This window comes from Sphingobacterium sp. xlx-130 (assembly GCF_011007405.1).
Taxonomy (GTDB): Bacteria; Bacteroidota; Bacteroidia; order Sphingobacteriales; family Sphingobacteriaceae; genus Sphingobacterium; species Sphingobacterium luzhongxinii.
This window is the reverse complement of the sequence record NZ_WFKN01000009.1, coordinates 102,912-119,138: the sequence shown is the minus strand read 5'-3', so window position 1 is coordinate 119,138 and position 16,227 is coordinate 102,912. Positions and strand designations below refer to the sequence as shown.

The window sequence follows — 16,227 nt, the reverse complement described above, 5'->3', positions numbered from 1 at the left end:
TTATTTTGTAAAATACTTCTTGAGTAAATATTCTAAATCTTCAGGTGTATCTATGGCTTCGTTGGTGTGGCTGGATGTTGCTGTGTGTATTTTGTAACCATTATCTAACCATCGTAATTGTTCAAGTGCTTCCATTGCTTCAATATCAGAGTAAGGAAGAGCGGCTAGCTCTTTTAAAACAGGTACACTGTAACCATATATTCCGATGTGGCTATAGTAAGGACGTTGCTTTAGCCAGTCTTCTTTTTTTGTTCCTCTAAGAAATGGTACTGCTTGCCGTGAAAAATAAATAGCCTCTCCATTTTTGTTGATTACAACTTTTGGTTTATTTTCGTTGAATAATTCTTCAAAGGTCTCTACTTTACGAATCAACGTCGCTATCTGTGTATGGCTATTATCAAAGCAGCTGCTTAGCAGGTTTATCTGTAGTGGATCGATGAAAGGTTCGTCGCCCTGTATGTTGATCGCTACCTCAAATCCTTGGATACTTTCAATAACCTCTGCGCAACGATCTGTACCAGATTGGTGATCTTTTTTTGTCATAATAACGTTTCCAGCAAAACTTTTGACATGATCGAAGATACGAGTATCATCTGTTGCTACAATAACTTCGTTCAAAGAGGACGCATGCTTCGCTTGATTGTAGACACGTTGTATCATACTGGTACCTCCAATATCTATTAAAGGTTTGCCGGGAAATCTTGAAGAGTCATAGCGTGCCGGAATTATCCCTATAGTTTTCATCTTTTTACTTCTTTAAGCAGGGGAAATTAACAATAAAACTCTTATTAACCCATCTTTATATAAAAAAAAGTAAATTATCATAAATACCAACAAGAATGGAAGTAATATGGATATTTATGTGGCTTATAGAAATCAATTAAAGTAAGCACTAATATTTTCGTCAAAGATGATTTAATTAAAAAGAGACACCCATTTAGATGTCTCTTTAGTTAAAATATAAAGGTTGATTAGTTTACTTAGTGAATAAACAAGAGTTCGCGTAGTTTTGGTAGCGGCCATCTTGAGTCGTCAACGATTTTTTCCAGTTTATTGACGTGGTAACGTATTTCATCGAAATATGGCTTAACAATTTCATCATAGCTGATGGCTTTCTCTCTTAAGTCTTCAACAGTGTTTGCTGTTTTACGCGCTTGACGCATCTCTTCAGACTTCTCCAATATAGTGTTTGCATGCTTGGATATACGCTCGACCAGATTCAATTGGGAAGAATAAGCTTCTTTTGCCAGCCCTAAATCTTTAAGGCCTTGCACGTTGGTTATCAGTTCATTCTGATAGACGAAACAAGCAGGTGCGATCTGACTATTTACCACTTCCCCGATTACACGGGCTTCAATCTGTAGCTTCTTATAGAAGTTTTCCAAAAGAATCTCGTGACGAGCTTCAGATTCGCGTTTAGAATAAATTCCTAGTCTCTCGAACAAAGCAATCGTTTCTTCTTTGACATAAATATCTAAAGCTTTTGGTGTAGATTTAATATTTGAAAGCCCTCTGGACTCAGCTTCTTGTGCCCACTCATCGCTGTATCCATTTCCTTCGAATCGGATAGCTTTGGACTCTTTGATATATTTTCTTATTACGTTAAGTATAGCAAGGTCTTTTTTCGTTCCTTTTTTGATTTGCTTATCTACCTCAATTTTAAATTCAATCAGCTGAGCTGCTACAATAGCATTCAATACTGTCATTGGTAGCGCAGAGTTTGCTGAGGAGCCTACCGCACGAAATTCAAATTTATTACCTGTAAAAGCAAAAGGAGAAGTTCGGTTGCGATCGGTATTGTCCAATTTTAATTCAGGGATTTTAGGGATTCCATGCCAAAGGTTCGCTTCTGACTTAACTTTTTTGGCTACGCGTGCGGATTCTACTTCTTCCAATAACTCATCCAATTGAGATCCTAGGAAAATAGATATGATAGCTGGTGGAGCCTCGTTGGCACCCAAACGATGATCGTTACTATGACTTGCGATAGAAGCACGCAGTAGGTCAGCATATTCGTGAACGGCTTTGATTGTGTTTACGAAAAACGTTAAGAACATAAGATTGTTCTTAGGTGTTTTCCCAGGAGACAGCAAGTTTACTCCAGTGTTGGTAATTAGTGACCAGTTATTGTGTTTGCCGGATCCGTTAACCCCTGAATAAGGCTTTTCATGTAGAAGCACTTTAAAATTATGACGTATTGCGACTTGCTCCATGACATTCATCAGCAATTGATTATGATCGATTGCTAAATTTATCTCTTCATACATAGGTGCACATTCAAACTGCGAAGGAGCTACCTCATTATGACGGGTTTTTAAGGGGATACCGAGCTTAAGGGCTTCATTTTCTAGATCGACCATGAAAGCCAATACCCGCTCAGGAATGGCACCAAAGTAGTGATCTTCTAATTGTTGTCCTTTAGCAGACATATGTCCAAATAGTGTGCGTCCGGTTAGTTGCAAGTCGGGACGCGCGTTGTAAAGGGCAAGGTCTACCAAAAAATATTCTTGCTCAATTCCTAGTGAGGCATTTACTTTAGTGACCGCTTTATCAAAGTATTGTGCTACATCAGTTGCAGCTTTATCTATTGCATTTACCGCTTTCAGTAAAGGAGCTTTATAATCTAAAGACTCACCTGTATAGGATACGAATACGGTAGGGATACAAAGTGTTTTTCCGGCAGCAGACTCATAGATAAAAGCAGGAGAAGAAGGATCCCATGCTGTATATCCACGTGCTTCAAACGTATTTCGGATACCTCCATTTGGAAATGAAGAGGCGTCGGGTTCTTGTTGCACCAATGCATCAGCTGTGAATTTTTCAATAGCATCACCGTTTTCATCAGGTTCAAAAAAGGCATCGTGTTTTTCTGCAGTAGTTCCTGTTAATGGTTGAAACCAGTGCGTGTAATGAGATACCCCGTTTTGGATAGCCCATGTTTTCATGGCCTGAGATATGAACTCAGCAATTTCTCGAGTGATTGGTTCACCGTCTTCTATTGCTTTGGTCAGTTCTTTGAAAGTTGTTTTCGGCAGAAAATCTTTCATTTTGGCAATAGTAAATACATTTTTGCCAAAAATAGTGATAGCTCTTTTTGTGACCACCTTTTCTTCGGGCAATGCGTGTCTGGATGAGGCAGCATTTACGGATTCAAATCTGATACTTGACATTGGGTTTTGTGTTGGAGTTGATTTTTTTTGTGATTTACATCTTCTGTTTCAAAAATACAATCTATTTTTTTATTTTTTTATAAAAATCAAAAAAAACACTCGAAAAAAATAAATTTTTCGAGTGTTTTTGGTGTATAATATTGGGTTTTTTTGATTATTTTGTGTCTAAACCCCAGTTTATACCTTTTTTAGTTGCATTTACTCCGGTTTTTATCCATTCTGCCGCTGGTTTTCCTTTTAAGAAGTGATCGAAGAATTGGCTTTGTCGGATTTGGATGTCTTTCCTGTTCTGTCTTTGTATCAAGTTGTGGTCATCCCCGTTATAATTTAGTAACCAGGCAGGTTTTTGTAGTCGACGTAATGCGGTAAACATTTCTATCCCCTGATACCACGGTACGGCTCCGTCATTGTCGTTGTGCATGATGACTACAGGTGTATTTACCTTATCCATAAAAAATAAAGGTGAGTTTTCAATATATAGATCTCTATCCTCCCAAAGAGTGGCACCTAGTCGACTTTGTGTCTTCTCGTATTGAAATTGTCTGGACATACCCGTTCCCCAACGAATACCACCATATGCAGAGGTCATATTGACAACAGGAGCACCAGTCCAGGCCGCAGCATACATATTGGTACGGGTTATTAAGTGTGCCACTTGATAACCGCCCCAGCTCTGACCTTGAATCGCCATTTTTGTGGAGTCTACCCAAGCATTTTGTGCCAAGTGTCGCATTCCTGAGTTGATGTATTCTTCTGCGGATTTGCCAGGCTGGCCGGTTTTATATGAAATGTCTGGCGCAAAGACTAAATATTCGTTGCTCACAAAGTATGGTATATTGAGCCTTGAAGGTGTAGGGGCTGGGGGGTGGTAGGTATAAAGACCTTGAGATAGCTTTTCATAGAAATAAGCTATTATTGGATATTTTTTTGTCGGGTCGAAGTTTTCAGGCTTATATAAAATTCCTTCAGCCGGGTGACCGTTTGGTGTTACCCACTTTACGAGTTCCGCTGTGCCCCAGTTGTATTCGTTTTGTTGCGGATTGATATCCGTGAGTCTTTGTTCGCCTTTAAACTGCGTAGAAACATAGAGGTCAGGACTTTTGTTATAGTTTTCTTTTGTGTAAATGTAGGTTTTAGACTGTTGATCAGTTGAAAAATTCTTAAATGTGAATTTATCTTGGATAATTTCTAAAGGATTTTTAGTTTTTGATGGGTCTACACTAAATACACCATTCTCTTTGTTTGTTTCATTGAAACTAGTTAAAAATAGCGGTGTTTTTTCATTTATTTTAAATGTCCTTTTTCTGGGATCGTTGTTGTTTCGTGCATTTATTAACCTAAATACCAGCTTATTGTTTCTGCCGAATTGATTGGTAATACATTTTTTTGTTTTTCCATCCAAAGAAAAATACCAAACGTCATATCGGTCATTGATATATATACCTGTGTTATTATCTGCCCACGCTGCTATTCCATAAGACGAAGCTGTCGTTGGCATATCATTTTCTTCGTCAGCAAATGATACCGATAGACCTTTATTTAGCTGGTGCTCTGTGCCTGTAGCAATGTGATGACTGTACCAATTTCCATCTTGTTCGTTAAATAGTACGATATATTCGGCGTCAGGAGATAGATATCCTTGTCCATTCCAGTTTGACTTTATTAATTTTCGCTCACCCGTACGAGTAGATATCGCATAGATTTTTTGTAGTTGATAAGCTTGCCATTGATATGCAACCCTGTTGCCAAAAGTAGTTGTGGCCATTATCCATTCTTCAGTAGCGGCATCTGTGTAAGATGTTTTGTCAAACGTATCGTCGATCAAAGATATTAACTGGTTTGTATTTAGGTTGTATACAGCATCATAGTTTTTGGCTAAATCTCTTTTTAAATTGACAAGTTGCTGTGTCATCAAATAATCGTCTTTCCAATGCCATATATCGACTTTTGCATTTTCGAATTCAATCAATGTCGTATCTTTTACAGCAGGGATGGGTACTAGACCAAAGAAAAGCTTTTTGCCGTGTGCGTCGAATGATAGTTGACCATCGCCAGACACATACCAATCTTTCGGTACTCCCTGTGTGTTCTTGTCAATGAGCATTCTCGCTGAATCTTGTCCTATCTTATATAGGTATAGTTTGAAGTCTTTTATTTGGGCTTTCGACGGACTTTTGTCAGCTAGAAAAGAAATCTGATTACTTTGGTCGTCAAATGTTATGCTTTTATAAACAGCTTTTCCGTTACTGATTTTTTGCAGTGCTTTTTTTGAAAGATCATAGAGATAGAGGCCGTCAACACCTGAGCTGTCTTTTTCCTCTGTTTTTTTGTTGAATACCAGGTATTTCTCATTGTTGCTAAAAAGATAAATATCTGCTTTCCAGAATTGAATCGTGTCACCCGATGAGAGTTGTTGTAAGACTAACACATTTTCTTTTTTCGCTTTTGTTCCCTTGGTGCCTTTTTTGAGTAATTCAGTACTTGTGCTATCTACTCGACCTTTTGAGCTGTCAGCGACAGAAGGAATATTTAAAACTTGCGTATACGCAATATAATTAAGCGTATTTTGTGCTACTTTAAAATTTTTAATAGGTCCAAGCTTAATTTGTTGCCGTTGCTCGATGTTAAAAACTATCAACGAATCTTTTGGAAAGTCCTCCGCTTTTTTCTTTTTAATTTTAGCCTCCCGGATGTCCTTGAAAGGTGGCTTTATCGTGCTGACCAGAAATTTCTCTCCCTCTGTAATTTTTGGTCCGGATGCGCGGTCAATGCGTTGTATTAATTTGTTGTTTTTGTCTTTTAGTTCAAGGTATCCGTCGCCTTCCTGTGGCGATACGGTATAGAAAACATAACTTCCCGATTTGCTGATATCTGTTGAGGTTATATTTTTCCAGATATCATATGTTGAATGGTCTATAGGCTTTTTTTGTGCCATTAGAGCAGGCAGGGTTAAACTGCAGATAATCGATGTTAATAAGCTTTTGTTCATTGAATAATGAGATTGTTCAGTCCGGTCAAACATAGAAAAAATGAAGCATATTAGCGAATACCGAATATAAAAATTACATATAAATAGGGTATTGCTTATTTTGGCACGTTAATTACTATTACTATGTATATTCGAATAGGAAATCAAGCGTAGTTGTTAAATCAAAATAATGGAAATATGAAATCAACAGGTATTGTAATTAGTGTAGTGGCCGCTATCGGGTTGCTTGCTTCAGCTTTTGTGTTAGCTAGCGCTTATAAGTATAAGTATAGCGTTAATAATACAATTAATGTTACAGGAAATGCAAAAAAGGATTTTGAGTCAGATATTGTTAAATGGACTGCTTCTTATAGTCGCAAATCTATGGATCTTAGTGAGGCATCTGAACAATTAAAGAGAGACCGGGATTTAGTGAAGAGCTTTTTAATACAACAGGGTATCGAAGAAAGCGAGATCTTGTTTAATGCCGTAAATATCATGAAAGACTTTTCTTATCATACGGATGAGCGAGGTAATAGCTATAATACGTTTTCAGGTTATAGTCTTACGCAGATGGTGAGCATAGAGTCGAAAGACTTAAATAAAGTCGATAATGCGTCGCGAGAAATTTCTACACTTATCTCGCAAGGCGTTGAGTTGAGTTCCAATTCGCCTAATTATTATTATTCAAAATTGGAGGATTTAAAGCTTTCTTTAATCGCTGAAGCGTCACTAAACGCTAAGGCAAGGGCCGAAAATATTGCTAAGGAATCCGGTTCCAGTCTAGGAAAGCTTCTCAGGGCAGATTTGGGAATATTCCAGATAACGGGGCAGAACGATAATGAAGACTTTTCCTACGGCGGTGTATTTAATACAACGGCACGTTTAAAAACTGCTAATATTACAATAAAAGCAAGTTATGGTCAATAAGGAGATGGTTGAAAAGTGAAAAAAATAAAGCGCAAGATTATCTCTTGCGCTTTTCCATTTATCGGTCTTTGTATTAACCTAAATAAGATTTTAAAATTTTGCTGCGAGAAGTGTGACGTAGTCGTTGTAAAGCTTTGTCTTTGATCTGACGTACGCGCTCTCTCGTTAAATTGAATTTTTCACCGATCTCTTCAAGTGAAAGTGGGTGATTGGATCCTAACCCGAAAAATAGAACGATAATTTCTCGTTCACGCTCTGTCAATGTCGATAAAGATCTTTTGATTTCTTCTGACAGTGACTCATCGATAAGAGAACTATCCGTATCTGGATCAGAGTTTTCTAATACATCTAGTAGGGTATTTTCCTCTCCTTGTACGAAAGGAGCGTCCATGGATACGTGTCGACCCGAATTACTTAATGTGTCAGATACCTTGTCTACGGTAGTTTCTAAGATGTCAGCTAATTCTTCAGGAGAAGGCTCTCTTTCGTATTCCTGCTCTAATTTTGAAAAAGCTTTGCTGATCTTACTTAGTGACCCTACTTGGTTTAGAGGGAGACGTACGATACGCGATTGTTCAGCGATAGCCTGCAAAATAGATTGACGAATCCACCACACTGCATAAGAAATAAACTTAAATCCCTTAGTTTCATCAAATCGCTTAGCTGCTTTTATAAGGCCTAAATTTCCCTCATTAATCAAGTCTCCCAATGTGAGTCCTTGATTTTGATATTGTTTGGCTACAGATACGACGAAACGTAAATTGGTTTTTGTTAACTTTTCTAATGCTACCTGATCTCCCTCGCGAATCCGTTGCGCTAAGATTACTTCTTCTTCAGCGGTAATCAAGTCAACTTTACCAATTTCATGTAAGTACTTGTCTAGAGATTGTGATTCACGATTCGTGATCGATTGTGTAATTTTGAGCTGTCTCATTAAAATTTATACCTTTCTTCTGGAATGTTGCAAAAATACAAAAAAAAATCTTCGTATTGTGTAACAAAAATGTAATTTATATACTCATTTTGAGGTAGTTATAGGAAGTATTAAAACCTATCATTAATATCAAAAATCGTTCCAAAATTATTGATTGTTACATATTGTCATTTGTAAAATATTATTCTAAGGTTAAAACCTTTTTTTTTGAAAAATGTTTTATAAACAATGAAAATTAAATAAATAACATTATGGGTATAATAATACGTTTAGATGAAGTGATGGCAAAAAGAAAAGTGTCCCTAAACGAGCTTAGTGATCGTGTAGGAATTACACTTTCAAATCTCTCTATCTTAAAAAACCAAAAAGCAAAGGCAATTCGATTGAGCACATTGGCAGCCATTTGTCGTGCACTTGACTGCCAGCCGGGTGATATAATAGCGTACAAAGAGGATGACTTGTCCGATAGTGAGGTTTAATCGAACCGATATCCTCTCAGGAATTCTTCAATAGACATTCTCTTCTTTCCTTCAATTTGTAGAGATAACAAGTTGATATACCCATCTTGTGTACAAAATTTCAAGAAGCTCTTGCTATCCGTATAAAAATCTCCAGGGGGGGTTCCAGTAAAAACTACTTCTGTCGTAACTTCGTATATTTTAAGTACTTTATTGTCTAGTAAGGTGTAGGCGGCAGGGTAGGGGCTCAATCCTCTTATTTTATTATAGACATCTTGAGTGTTTTTGTTCCAGTCAATAAGGCAGTCATCCTTGAAAATCTTAGGTGCATGTTTAATCTCTGTTGATGCGATATCTTTCTGAGGTATTGGTGTGATACTGTTATTTTTTAAGCCTTGGATTGTATCAATAAGAATTTCAGCTCCTGCATACATCAGTTTGTCATGCACCAAGCCAGCGGTGTCATTGTCTTCTATCTTAACTTTTTTACTAAGTAAAATATTGCCCGTATCAATTTCATGTTGTAAGAGGAAGGTGCTTACTCCAGTCTCCTTCTCGCCGTTGATGATAGCATGATTGATCGGGGCTGCACCGCGATATTGCGGTAGTAAGGAGGCGTGCACATTGATGGTTCCCATCGATGGCATGTCCCAGACAGCCTGAGGAAGCATACGAAAAGCAACCACAACCTGCAGATCAGCTTTAAAAGATTTTAAAGTTTCTAAAAATAAAGCATCTTTGAGCTTTTCAGGCTGCAATATAGGTAGGTTATGTTGCAGAGCGAACTGCTTGACAGCAGACTGATGTAATTTCTGACCACGACCAGCAGGTTTGTCAGGACTTGTTATTACAGCAACAACGTTTTCTCCTGCATCAAGAAGGGCTTTTAAGGAAGCTACGGCAAAGTCGGGAGTTCCCATGAATATGATACGCATAAATACTTTTTTTTATTTTCGAAACACTTTGAGTGTCTCATTTGTCAAGTTGCAAAAATTGTTAACTTTGCGAAGTTACAAAATTATATTTCAGCTTGAATTTTCCATTATTTATTGCAAAGCGAATAATTTTCAAAGGGCAAAGAACCTTTTCAAAGCTCATTGTACGTGTCACGATTGGAGCGCTTGCATTGGCAGTTATTGCAATTCTTCTTTCCGTAGCAATTTTAAGGGGATTTAAGGATGAGATTACCGATAAGCAGCGTGGTTTTTTTAGTGATATAATTATCACTAAACAGGATTTAAATCAAGCTGAAAATGCGCCCATCTCTTTATCTGCTGCTAAAATCGAAGAGATTCGTGGTATTCCGAATGTTGTTTCTATTTCCCCTTTTGCAACAAAGGTTGGCATTATGAATGTAAATAGAGAAGTAGAAGGAGTAATGTTGAAGGGGGTAGAGTCTACATACGATCAATCATTTCTTGCTAAGACCTTGGTTAGAGGTGATACATTAGATTTCAAAGAAGAGACAGCGGATAGTCAACTTTTGATATCTTCTTATTTGTCGGAACGTTTGCATCTCGAACTAAACGATAGTTTCGTGATGTCTTTTGTTCAGGATAACAGAACGCGTAAGCGAAAGTTTGTAGTTAAGGGGATATTCCGCACAAACTCAGAAGAGCTTGATAATAATTATGTAATAGGCTCATTAGAGCTAATACGCCGATTGAACAATCTGGGGGATACAGAAGCAGGAGCATACGAAATTAGGATTAAGGATTTTGAGCAGTTGCAGCAAACTACAGACGAAGTTGATGATGTTTTGCCTTTGGAGATGAAATCGACAAATGTAGTCGAGCACCTTGCTGATATTTTCAATTGGTTGAAGATGCTAGATATGAACGATGATATCATATTCGTACTTATGGTTATTGTGGCAGTTATCAATATGATTTCTTCATTACTAATTACTATTTTAGAGCGGACATTCTTAATCGGCATGCTCAAGGCTATGGGGATGGTCAATCGTGAAATACGAAAGATTTTTTTGTTAAATTCTTTGTATTTAATTGGCTACGGCTTAATGATAGGGAATGCTCTGGCCTTGTTTATCTATTTTTTACAAAATCAAACTCATTTTTTTAAATTAGATCCAGCGATTTATTATATCGAGTACGTTCCGATGTTTATAGATTTTGGGACAGTTCTTCTACTGAACTTCAGTATTGTTTTGATAGCTTTGTTGACTTTATTCATTCCTTCAATGCTTATTTCTCGGATTTCTCCAATCAAGACTATACAGTTTAAATAGACTTTAAAAATCTTCTTTCTTTAATAGGTCTACTTTTTTTTGTACTTTACGTACGTTTACAATCCTTTGTTTTGGATTGTCATAAATTAAATGAACTTTCAATTTATATATGGGCAGTAAGATTTTTGAACATTTATCCGAAGCATTTGAAGCACCACTAACCAATCCGGTACTTGTTTTTTCTTTAGTACTTTTTATTATACTTCTAGCCCCTATTTTACTTCGGCCTATTCGTGTGCCCGGTATTATTGGTTTGATATTATCAGGAGTTGTTATAGGTCCGCATGGACTCAATTGGTTAGAAAAAAGTTCAGCTGTAAATCTTTTTTCTACCATTGGTCTATTGTATATCATGTTTATTGCAGGGCTTGAGTTAGATATGAATGAGTTCAAAAAGACTAAACATAAAAGCATTATGTTCGGTCTTTTCACATTTGCTATACCTATTGCTATCGGTTTTCCTGTTTGCTATTACCTATTGGGTTATGGAACATTAGCGAGTATTCTGATAGCTAGCATGTTTGCTACCCATACTTTGGTGTCATATCCTATTGTCAATCGATATGGTATTTCCAAGCACGAGGCTGTAGCTATTACAATAGGAGGTACGATATTGACCGATACTGCAGTTTTAATTATCTTGGCGGTTATTACGGGAGCCTCCCAAGGGAGTATAAATCAGGAGTTTTGGGTTACTCTAGGCATTTCCTTTGCGGTATTCTTATTTATTATGTTCGGTATTATTCCGAAAATTGCGAAATGGTTTTTTGAAAAAATTCAATCCGAGAAGACAGGGCATTATATTTTTGTACTAACGGTTGTTTTTTTTGCAGCTTTTTTGGCAGAGATGGCTGGTCTAGAGCCGATCATAGGGGCATTCGTTGCGGGATTAGCCTTAAACAAGCTCATACCTCATTCTTCGGCATTAATGAATCGGATAGAATTTATTGGAAATGCAATCTTTATTCCTTTTTTTCTGATCTCGGTGGGGATGATCGTTGACGTCAGCGTATTGGCAAAAGGACCTATGGCGCTAATTGTAGCTGGCACATTGACCGTAGTTGCTGTGTCAGGTAAATATCTGGCAGCCACCGCTACTCAGTTAGTTTTTAAGTACACTGGAAATCAAAGAAACTTGATCTTTGGATTGAGTAACGCCCATGCAGCGGCAACTCTTGCTGTAATTATGGTGGGGTATAGCAATAATATTATAGATGAGAACGTGTTAAATGGAACTATAGTTCTCATCCTTGTAACCTGTATCATAGCATCTATGGTAACCGAAAGCGCTTCGAAAAAAGTTGTAATGGAAGGTCATCAAGACGATGCGCATGTCGAGCATGTGGAAGAGGGAGAAGAGCAGATAATGATTCCGATTGCGAATTTGAACAATATGGAACCCATCTTAGACTTCGCTACCATGATCAAATCGAAAAAGTCACATTACCCGTTGAGTATACTTAGCGTAGTTCCAGATAATGAACGAGCTGAGCGAAATTTGATCGAAGCCCGCAGAAATCTGGACAATATGGCGCAGTACGCATCAGGATCGGAAACTGAAGTGGAATTATTGACAACGATTGATTATAATATTGCTGCAGGGATTGCCAGAATGTCTAGACATTCACTGGTAGACTGTATCATTATGGGATGGCCTAGTGCAGTTTCTTTCGTTGAGAAAATTGTTGGTGAAAAGACAGAAAGTATCGTGAATTCTACAGATACAACCTTGTTCATGTGCCGATTGGAAAAGCCGCTGATTTCACACAAATCTATCACAGTGTTCGTTCCTCCATTAGCAGAGTCGGAGGTTGGTTTTGAGTATTGGTTGGAGAAGATTCTAAAATTGGCACAAGAACTCTCTTTACCTGTTAATTTTATTTGTAATGGACGTACACAAGGGGCTACAGAAGAGGTTCAGAAACTTCTCAAATCAAGCGTACCGTTGCATTATGGCAATTACGAAGATTGGGATAATATTTACGGTCTGGCGACATTTAGCAATGTTGATTCATTATTGGTATTTGTATCCTCTAGAAGTGGTGAGGTCTCTTACAGGGACGCATTAGATGGTTTAGCGCGGAGGGTAGGCCGTTATTATAAAAATCAAAATCTAATACTTCTGTTCCCAAGTCGTCAGGCAGATTTGCATATTGATGAGTATGAAGATATTCAGACAGCACCGATTTTCAGAAAGATAAGTCGTGAAATAGGAAATATGTTTAACAAGGAGAAATAATCAATATCGTAGTTATGGAAGCGAAGATAACAATGAATACAAGTAGAGGTTTAGTGGTACCCGATGAGCCCATTATACCTTTTATTATCGGAGATGGAATCGGTCCAGATATTTGGAACGCCTCGGTTCGAGTATTTGATGAGGCCGTTAAACAGAGTTATGAAGGAAAGCGGAGGATTGTTTGGAAAGAAGTGTTGGCAGGAGAGAAGTCATTTAATTTGACAGGTGAATGGTTGCCTGAAGAAACATTATCGATCTTTAAAGAATATTTAGTTGGAATCAAAGGCCCCTTGACAACTCCTATAGGAGGAGGTATCCGTTCATTGAATGTAGCACTTCGTAAGGAATTAGATTTATACGTATGTCTGCGGCCTACATCATGGTATCCTGGTGTGCCTTCGCCAGTGAAGCGTCCGCAAGATGTGAATATGGTTGTTTTTAGAGAAAACACGGAAGACATTTATGCTGGGATAGAGTTTGCGGCAGGTAGTAAAGAGTCGAATGAGCTTCAGGAATATTTAAAGCAGCATTTGGGCGTACAATATAATTTTTCAAACACGACCGGTGTGGGGATAAAACTTGTATCCGAAGAAGGATCGAAAAGGTTAATCAGGGCCGCAATAAGTTATGCACTAGAACACAAATTACCTTCTGTAGCATTGGTGCATAAGGGCAACATTATGAAGTACACAGAGGGGGCCTTTAAACTTTGGGGCTTCGAGGTTGCTGAGAAGGAATTTGGGGAGCAGACTTATACGTGGGGGCAATGGGAACGTACAAAAGCTGACCGAGGGCAAGAAGCTGCGAATGCGGAGCAGAAGGAAGCGGAGCAAACAGGAAAGATAATTATTAAGGATGTTATTGCTGATAATTTTCTTCAGCAGATCTTGTTAGCGCCAAAGGATTATGCCGTTGTAGCTACACTAAACCTAAATGGAGATTATATTTCGGACGCCCTCGCTGCTATGGTTGGAGGGATAGGTATAGCACCAGGAGCCAATATAAATTACAAAACAGGCCATGCGATTTTTGAAGCGACTCATGGGACAGCACCTAGATTTGCGGGAACAGATTCCATGAATCCATCTTCTGTTATTTTGAGTGGCGTCATGATGTTGGAGTATATGGGATGGAATGAGGCCGCTGACACAATTAAGCGTGCATTGAGCGAAGTTATTCAAGATAAGACCGTGACAATAGATTTCTATAACTTAATGCAGGATGCAACATTGGTAAAAACGAGCGAGTTTGCGGACAGGATTATCGAGAAGTTATAAGAGACTAAATGAATAGATTTTCTTTTCTCTTAATTTGGGTTTTTTCTGCGGTTAATTTTATTTTTGCTCAAGAAAAATACCAAATAGATACGTTGATACACCAAGGGCCGGATGAAAAGATGGTGACATTCGTCATTCTCGGAGATGGATATACAAAAGCAGAACAGGATAAATTTAGTAAAGAAGCCGAAATTTTCGTTCGTTTTTTTTGAAGACAGATCCGATGCGTAGTTATGAGTCTTTTTTTAATATTTATGCTATCAAAACTATTTCTGAAGAATCTGGAGCTATACACGCTTGCACAGCCATAGATTGTCCTGAGGATCATCACACAACTGCTGTTAAAGAAAGTAACCAGTTTCCGCGAAATGCGAAGGTACCTATGAGCCGTCCAAAGACAATTTTTGGAAGTAGTTTTGATAACGGTAATATCCATCGTTTGGTAGTCCCTCAAAACCAGAGCTTAATATCCGAAATTTTGAAGACACATACCCGCAGTACGACATGGTCTTGATACTCGTAAATTCACCTTTTTACGGCGGTTCAGGAGGAACGTATGCTACTTCGACAGTTAATATGGCCAGTAACGAGATCGCTATCCATGAGATCGGCCATTTTTTTGCAAAGCTAGGAGACAAGTATTGGGCTGGCAATCAGTATGCCTATGAAAGTCCCAATAGCAGCCAAATTTCTGATGCGAATAACGTAGCTTGGTCGCATTGGTTAGGTATTAACGGAGTTAAGGTGTATTCCTATGGTAATAAAGATTCAAAATCAAACTGGTATCGACCCCATGAGTCTTGTAAAATGCAGACGTTGAAAGCACCGTTTTGTAGCGTGTGCCAAGAGCAGTTCGTTCGAAAAATCCATGAGTTGACTTCACCTATTTTGCGTAGAGAGCCCGCTTATGATACGGTAAACCAAAGTTGGAAAGTACAACAGTATAAAGTAGAATTAGCTTTGCCATTTCCCAATACACTGAAAGTACAATGGTTGTTAAACGCAGGTTTTATTAACTCTAAAATACCTTCTGTATGTATAGATCCCGGGCATTTAGGAGCAGGCAAAAATGTTCTTGAAATTATAGTTGAGGATACTACATCTTTGGTTCGGAATCCGACCTATAACAGCAATGCTGTGTATGTTGAAAGCTGGAATATAGTAGCGGATACAGTTTTACAAATCGTTGCTCCAAAAGTTACTTGCACGGATTCGTTGCAGACTTGTTATGGTACATCGCAGGTAATAAATATTGAATATGTTTCAGCCAATGGTGTGTACCGTTGGTACGATAAGGAAGAAGGGGGAGAGCCTTTGAGTGAAGGTCCAACTTTTCACACGCCTAGGATTTTTGAGAATAGCAGGTATTATGTCGATATGGAGCTTGATGGCAAAGTATCACAACGCACGTCGGTCAATATATTATGCTTTTCAGCACTTCAAGTACCCCCCGGCGTAAAAATAAAATGGAATAACAAATCCCAAAAGTATATTGTCTCTTTAGTCAACGATGTACTAGATAGCACAGAAAGGTATAAGTGGACAGAATCGAATGGTAATCCATTATATACATGGGATGCCATAAAGTCTAGGTATGTTTCGGTGGAGGAAAATAGCCATATGGTAGTCGTCGATAAGACTATTTTAGAGAAAGGTATTTTTGTCCAAAAAGCGAATAGGTCTACGACCTGTACAGGTGATAATTACGCTATCAATTTGAAAATACATTCCAGATAATGAATTACAACGATTTACCATTCTTTGTAAAAGAGTCTGTTGTCTTAAGTATGGAAGAAAAGAATATGTTATCGTCCATTAATACATTGCCGTCCGAACAAGAGGTTGACCTTTTACGAAATTTACCTGATGTGTTAGAACTCACAAATACTTTTATAGGAGACGAAAGCTCGCGTACCATCCATTTACAGCTAAAAGCACGTGAGTATTTAAGTGTAGGGGATATCTTTATGGCTTGGAAGGTGTTGTTGCTGTAAAATTAAAAA

Annotated in this window: 14 protein-coding genes; 9 read left to right on the top strand and 5 right to left on the bottom strand. The window is 38.0% G+C overall.

The window, feature by feature from the left end:
- The 3 genes from kdsB to G7B18_RS15675 form a co-directional block, all read right to left on the bottom strand.
- On the bottom strand, positions 1-744 hold the full coding sequence (gene kdsB / locus G7B18_RS15685; RefSeq protein WP_164108452.1) for a 3-deoxy-manno-octulosonate cytidylyltransferase: 744 nt from the start codon (positions 742-744) through the stop codon (positions 1-3).
- Between the two features lie 236 nt (positions 745-980).
- A complete protein-coding gene (locus G7B18_RS15680; RefSeq protein ID WP_164108453.1) occupies positions 981-3,170 on the bottom strand; it encodes a glutamine synthetase III in 2,190 nt (729 codons plus the stop codon).
- A gap of 154 nt (positions 3,171-3,324) precedes the next feature.
- Positions 3,325-6,105, bottom strand: a complete 2,781-nt coding sequence (locus G7B18_RS15675; RefSeq protein ID WP_240452877.1) for a prolyl oligopeptidase family serine peptidase — start codon at positions 6,103-6,105, stop codon at positions 3,325-3,327.
- A 231-nt stretch (positions 6,106-6,336) separates the two neighbouring features.
- Between G7B18_RS15675 and G7B18_RS15670 the strand changes: the two genes are divergently transcribed.
- A complete protein-coding gene (locus G7B18_RS15670) occupies positions 6,337-7,068 on the top strand; it encodes an SIMPL domain-containing protein (RefSeq protein WP_164108455.1) in 732 nt (243 codons plus the stop codon).
- Between the two features lie 73 nt (positions 7,069-7,141).
- On the opposite strand, the gene G7B18_RS15665 is transcribed toward G7B18_RS15670, so the two are convergent.
- Positions 7,142-8,002, bottom strand: coding sequence for an RNA polymerase sigma factor RpoD/SigA (locus tag G7B18_RS15665; RefSeq protein WP_079642450.1), 861 nt, complete (start codon positions 8,000-8,002; stop codon positions 7,142-7,144).
- 251 nt (positions 8,003-8,253) lie between these two features.
- Here G7B18_RS15665 and G7B18_RS15660 point away from each other — a divergent pair, with 251 nt between their 5' ends.
- The gene (locus G7B18_RS15660; RefSeq protein WP_164108456.1) at positions 8,254-8,481 is read left to right on the top strand and encodes a helix-turn-helix domain-containing protein; all 228 of its coding nucleotides are present in this window, start codon (positions 8,254-8,256) and stop codon (positions 8,479-8,481) included.
- On the opposite strand, the gene fmt is transcribed toward G7B18_RS15660, so the two are convergent.
- Positions 8,478-9,395 carry a methionyl-tRNA formyltransferase gene (fmt, locus tag G7B18_RS15655; RefSeq protein ID WP_164123408.1) on the bottom strand — a complete coding sequence of 306 codons (918 nt, stop codon included), beginning with the start codon at positions 9,393-9,395 and terminating at the stop codon, positions 8,478-8,480. The two genes, G7B18_RS15660 and fmt, sit on opposite strands and share 4 nt — an antisense overlap.
- Before the next feature lie 95 nt (positions 9,396-9,490).
- Between fmt and G7B18_RS15650 the strand changes: the two genes are divergently transcribed.
- The 7 genes from G7B18_RS15650 to G7B18_RS15620 all read left to right on the top strand — a co-directional run bounded on the left by G7B18_RS15650 (position 9,491) and on the right by G7B18_RS15620 (position 16,218).
- Positions 9,491-10,708, top strand: coding sequence for an ABC transporter permease (locus G7B18_RS15650; protein WP_164123406.1), 1,218 nt, complete (start codon positions 9,491-9,493; stop codon positions 10,706-10,708).
- A 109-nt stretch (positions 10,709-10,817) separates the two neighbouring features.
- A complete protein-coding gene (locus tag G7B18_RS15645; RefSeq protein ID WP_164108459.1) occupies positions 10,818-12,947 on the top strand; it encodes a cation:proton antiporter in 2,130 nt (709 codons plus the stop codon).
- A 14-nt stretch (positions 12,948-12,961) separates the two neighbouring features.
- Positions 12,962-14,224, top strand: a complete 1,263-nt coding sequence (gene icd, locus G7B18_RS15640) for an NADP-dependent isocitrate dehydrogenase (RefSeq protein ID WP_164123404.1) — start codon at positions 12,962-12,964, stop codon at positions 14,222-14,224.
- Positions 14,225-14,232: 8 nt separating this feature from the next.
- Positions 14,233-14,436, top strand: a complete 204-nt coding sequence (locus G7B18_RS15635) for a M64 family metallopeptidase (protein WP_164123402.1) — start codon at positions 14,233-14,235, stop codon at positions 14,434-14,436.
- Between the two features lie 11 nt (positions 14,437-14,447).
- A complete protein-coding gene (locus G7B18_RS15630) occupies positions 14,448-14,738 on the top strand; it encodes a hypothetical protein (RefSeq protein WP_164123401.1) in 291 nt (96 codons plus the stop codon).
- Complete coding sequence (locus G7B18_RS15625; RefSeq protein ID WP_164123400.1) at positions 14,729-15,961, top strand: M64 family metallopeptidase; 1,233 nt, start codon at positions 14,729-14,731, stop codon at positions 15,959-15,961. The genes G7B18_RS15630 and G7B18_RS15625 overlap by 10 nt, the downstream gene beginning before the upstream one ends.
- Positions 15,961-16,218, top strand: a complete 258-nt coding sequence (locus tag G7B18_RS15620; protein ID WP_164108463.1) for a hypothetical protein — start codon at positions 15,961-15,963, stop codon at positions 16,216-16,218. Before G7B18_RS15625 ends, G7B18_RS15620 begins: the two co-directional genes overlap by 1 nt.
- Positions 16,219-16,227 lie beyond the last annotated feature (9 nt).

What these genes read in the sequence shown, in the direction of transcription:
- G7B18_RS15660 (WP_164108456.1), top strand. Translation starts at nt 8,254, where the DNA reads ATGGGTATAATAATACGTTTAGATGAAGTGATGGCAAAAAGAAAAGTG.
- G7B18_RS15645 (WP_164108459.1), top strand. Translation starts at nt 10,818, where the DNA reads ATGGGCAGTAAGATTTTTGAACATTTATCCGAAGCATTTGAAGCACCA.
- kdsB (WP_164108452.1), bottom strand. Translation starts at nt 744, where the DNA reads ATGAAAACTATAGGGATAATTCCGGCACGCTATGACTCTTCAAGATTT.
- G7B18_RS15620 (WP_164108463.1), top strand. Translation starts at nt 15,961, where the DNA reads ATGAATTACAACGATTTACCATTCTTTGTAAAAGAGTCTGTTGTCTTA.
- fmt (WP_164123408.1), bottom strand. Translation starts at nt 9,395, where the DNA reads ATGCGTATCATATTCATGGGAACTCCCGACTTTGCCGTAGCTTCCTTA.
- G7B18_RS15675 (WP_240452877.1), bottom strand. Translation starts at nt 6,105, where the DNA reads ATGGCACAAAAAAAGCCTATAGACCATTCAACATATGATATCTGGAAA.
- G7B18_RS15665 (WP_079642450.1), bottom strand. Translation starts at nt 8,002, where the DNA reads ATGAGACAGCTCAAAATTACACAATCGATCACGAATCGTGAATCACAA.
- G7B18_RS15630 (WP_164123401.1), top strand. Translation starts at nt 14,448, where the DNA reads ATGCGTAGTTATGAGTCTTTTTTTAATATTTATGCTATCAAAACTATT.
- G7B18_RS15635 (WP_164123402.1), top strand. Translation starts at nt 14,233, where the DNA reads ATGAATAGATTTTCTTTTCTCTTAATTTGGGTTTTTTCTGCGGTTAAT.
- G7B18_RS15680 (WP_164108453.1), bottom strand. Translation starts at nt 3,170, where the DNA reads ATGTCAAGTATCAGATTTGAATCCGTAAATGCTGCCTCATCCAGACAC.
- G7B18_RS15670 (WP_164108455.1), top strand. Translation starts at nt 6,337, where the DNA reads ATGAAATCAACAGGTATTGTAATTAGTGTAGTGGCCGCTATCGGGTTG.
- G7B18_RS15625 (WP_164123400.1), top strand. Translation starts at nt 14,729, where the DNA reads ATGGTCTTGATACTCGTAAATTCACCTTTTTACGGCGGTTCAGGAGGA.
- icd (WP_164123404.1), top strand. Translation starts at nt 12,962, where the DNA reads ATGGAAGCGAAGATAACAATGAATACAAGTAGAGGTTTAGTGGTACCC.